We start from the raw sequence: 3,590 nt of genomic DNA, 5'->3' as shown, positions 1-3,590 counted from the left end.
ATAACGAGAATGTCATTTCCCAAAAAAAAATATCATCATATAATAACCTTAACGTTTTGAATAGTCTGAATTTTACTGTCTTAAATTAATGGTTTAATTCCACTATCCTAAAATGCAATTTACGTTAGAGGTGATGCATAAGAAAACATTAGATTATCTGAAAAATAGAAACAAACAGCAGCAAAATATGGAGGTTAACAAATGAGAACAAAAATGACAAAACGTATTACATCTTTAACACTCGTACTAACCCTATTCATGTCTCTATTCAGTAGTTTGGTTTTTGCCTCAACTGAGAAGGCAGCTGGAGCAACTAATAGCCCAACAGCGAAGGAGATTGTAAAACTTATTCCAAGTGAATCAACGGTCTCGCTTTCTCTTTCTCAAAGTCAATACGATTTAAAGGTTGAAGCAGAGTATAAAGATGGTAGTAAAGCAGACGTTACAGCGGAAGGAAAATGGACATCACTAGATGAAAAAGTTGTAACTGTTGAAACTGGAAAACTAGCAGCAGTAAATGTTGGATCTACAAATGTACAATTCAGCCTTGGTAATGCAGTTTTAAAAGTAGATGTAAATGTTACGAAAAGTGCAAAAGTGTTAAGTCAATTGTCAAATCCTTCAGAGAGTAAAAAAATTGTATCGCTTGTATTAGAGGCGAATCAAGTTACATACATAGATGAGGGGAAAGAGCGTCCTATTTCTTTGAAAGCGCTTTATAGCGATGGCTCGATGGAAGATGTAACGAAATTAGCTAATTGGGAATCAAGAGATCCTTCAATTGCAATGGTTGAAAAAGGGGTATTAAAAGGAATATCACCAGGTAATGTTTCAATGAAGGTAACTTACGCAAATTTTCCACAAATAAACTTCTTTGCTTCTATAATAGATATTCCTGATAATGTATCGGCGCTATACCTTTCGGCTGACATGTTGAGGTTAGAAACCTCTGATAAGCCAGTTCAAGTAAGAGCTGTGACAAAGAACCCCATGTTGGGGAGTACAGAGGTTACTTCTTTAGGAAGTTGGACAACGACAGATCGAAATGTAGCTACGGTAAGTAAAGATGGTCAAATAACCCCAGTTGGGATCGGCCAAACATATATTTATTTTAAATATGATAAGTTGGTTGGTGCTGTACTTGTTAATGTTGTTAAGCCTACAAAGCTTATAACTGATGAACCTACAGTTGAACTACTACCAGGACAAAATTGGCCTGTTAATTTAACCGAAGTATTCACAAATGGAATATCAGAAGGTGGTATGACTTTAGTTGAAAATGTAAATCCTTATGATGTCAAATGGACAGTCGAAGATAACAGCATTGCAACGGTTACTGATTCAGGATCTATCATTGGACGTAAGACAGGTAAAACGTTTGTGACAGCTTCCTATCGTTCAGATGTTCTTCCTCCAGTTAAAATTGAGGTTACTGTCACCAATAAGCTTACAACTCCTAGAGTTATTGGTTTGACAGCTTCTCAACCAAACCTCTCTTTAGGATTAGGTGAAGAAACGCCTATTAAAATAAATGCGATTTATAGTGATGGGAGAACTGAAGATGTAACAGGTTCCGTTGAATTGTACTCCGACAATTTCCACGTAGCTTCAGTTTCCCGAAAATATGGTGGTGAATCAAAAGTTATTGGTCAATTAAGTGGCACAACTGTCTTGCATGCTATCTATAATAATTTTCGTTACTTTGTAGATATCCCGGTGGCAGTCACGGATAAAGACGGTCAGAAGCAGGCTCCAAATCCTGAATCAATTTCTGTTACACCAGATATGAAAAATATGGTAGTAAATCAACAGCAGCAATTAGAGGTAAAAACGACCTATTCAGACAGATCAAATTCAACTTCTTATGCGGTATATAAATCATCTAATCCTGATGTTGTTAAAGTAAATAAAGATGGTCTGCTTACTGCTGTAGGAACTGGTACAACAAAGATTACCGTAGATAGCTCTGGATACTCAAAGCAGGTTTCAATTATCGTTTCAAATGAACCTTCTAAAGATTTTGTAAACAAAATTGTTGATCTGATTCCTAGTGAAAATGACATCTCCTTTAATTTATCTGAGCACACGCATTCGTTCTCTGTAAAAGCAAAATATAAGGATAGTTCAACATCTGACGTTACATCAGACACAAGATTCACATCATTAGACCCAGACATAGTTACAGTTAAGAATGGTGTTCTTACAGCAGTAGCAGCAGGAACAACACAGGTACTTATCGACTACGGCACAAGTACTAAAATCTTGAATGTTTCAATTCTTTCTGGGAATGAAGTATCAATCAAAGATTTAAAAATTGAGTCCTTACTTGTTTCCTCATTGAATGTTGTTGTTCAAAAAGATAAGCTTTATCCAGTTCATGTTTTTGCTCAATACAATGATGGAACTCAAAGGGAGATATCGAATTCAATCCAGTGGACAACAGAGGATCCTACAGTTGTAAGTGTTAAAGACGGGAAATTTATTGGAATGAAAACTGGAAAAACGACGGTTAGTGCAACAATTCTAGGTGTTTCTTCTATTAAAATTCCAGTAAAAGTACAAGATCAAGCTGGACCAGTAAATTTAGTAGGAATTGTTGGCTCGGGGATGATATTACAGCCTGAAGCAGGTAAGATAGTAGAAGCGATAACTACTACTAGCAATGGGATGATCTTACACCCTGAAGAAGGAACTATTGATGCGAACGCGTTTGCTGAATATACAGATCATAATATCGTTCAGGTTGATACAGAAGGGAAATGGGAATCTTCCGACGAAAGTGTAGCAACTGTTGACCAGAACGGAGTCATTACATGGGTCGGCCCTGGTGAAGCATACATCTGGTTCAATTATTATGGTTTGAGAGATGCTATTTGGGTAAGAAACACTAAGCCTGTAGATTTATATTGGGCTGAAAACAATAAATGGACAACTAGAAATGTAATGTTAGAACCTAATAAGTCCACTGACATCTCAATTAATGGATTCTTTGGTCGTCCTGGCAGAGATGGAAATTGTGATTGTTATAATCTTAATAGCAAAGCAAAATTGACTGTGGCGGACGAATCAGTTGCAACAATTTCTGCTGATGGACATATCATCGCTCACTCTATTGGAAAAACGACAATAACTGCTACAGTTTTTGGAATGTCCAAGACAATTGATGTTGAAGTTGTAGCAAAGTATCCTACATTTACTAGGGGTATAAGTTCCTCGCCTAGTTATATCGTAAATTCAGCAGGTTCAACAAATGATATAGTCATTAATGCTATGTCAAGCGATGGAACGATAAAAGACGTTACAGCTGATGTCAAATTTTTTAGTTCCAATTCGGAAGTAGCGGAAATGACCACTGATCATAAGATCCTAACGAAGGCTGAAGGAACCGCTGTTGTCATTGCGGAATATGATGGATTTAAAATAATTATACCTGTTATTGTAAAACCATAAAGATTACTTTGTATAATTGATATTTAGATAATCGTGTCAGATACAGAATAGTTATGTTTTTAAGGTCTCCCCCGTAAGTTAGTTTCAATCTAACATTACGGGGTATTTTTATTGCCAAATTTTATGAAAGAATTTAAAAG

Annotated in this window: 1 protein-coding gene; it reads left to right on the top strand. The window is 36.2% G+C overall.

Features of this window, described 5'->3' with window-relative positions; genetic code table 11:
* Positions 1–201 precede the first annotated feature (201 nt).
* Positions 202–3,450, top strand: a complete 3,249-nt coding sequence (locus CN514_RS18845; protein ID WP_098233923.1) for an Ig-like domain-containing protein — start codon at positions 202–204, stop codon at positions 3,448–3,450.
* Positions 3,451–3,590: the final 140 nt, after the last annotated feature.

Origin of the sequence: Bacillus sp. AFS001701, assembly GCF_002559405.1 — a bacterium.
Lineage (GTDB): Bacteria > Bacillota > Bacilli > Bacillales > Bacillaceae_G > Gottfriedia.
Note: the sequence above shows the minus strand (reverse complement) of the source record. Positions and strands in the feature narration are given on the sequence as shown.

What these genes read in the sequence shown, in the direction of transcription:
- CN514_RS18845 (WP_098233923.1), top strand. Translation starts at nt 202, where the DNA reads ATGAGAACAAAAATGACAAAACGTATTACATCTTTAACACTCGTACTA.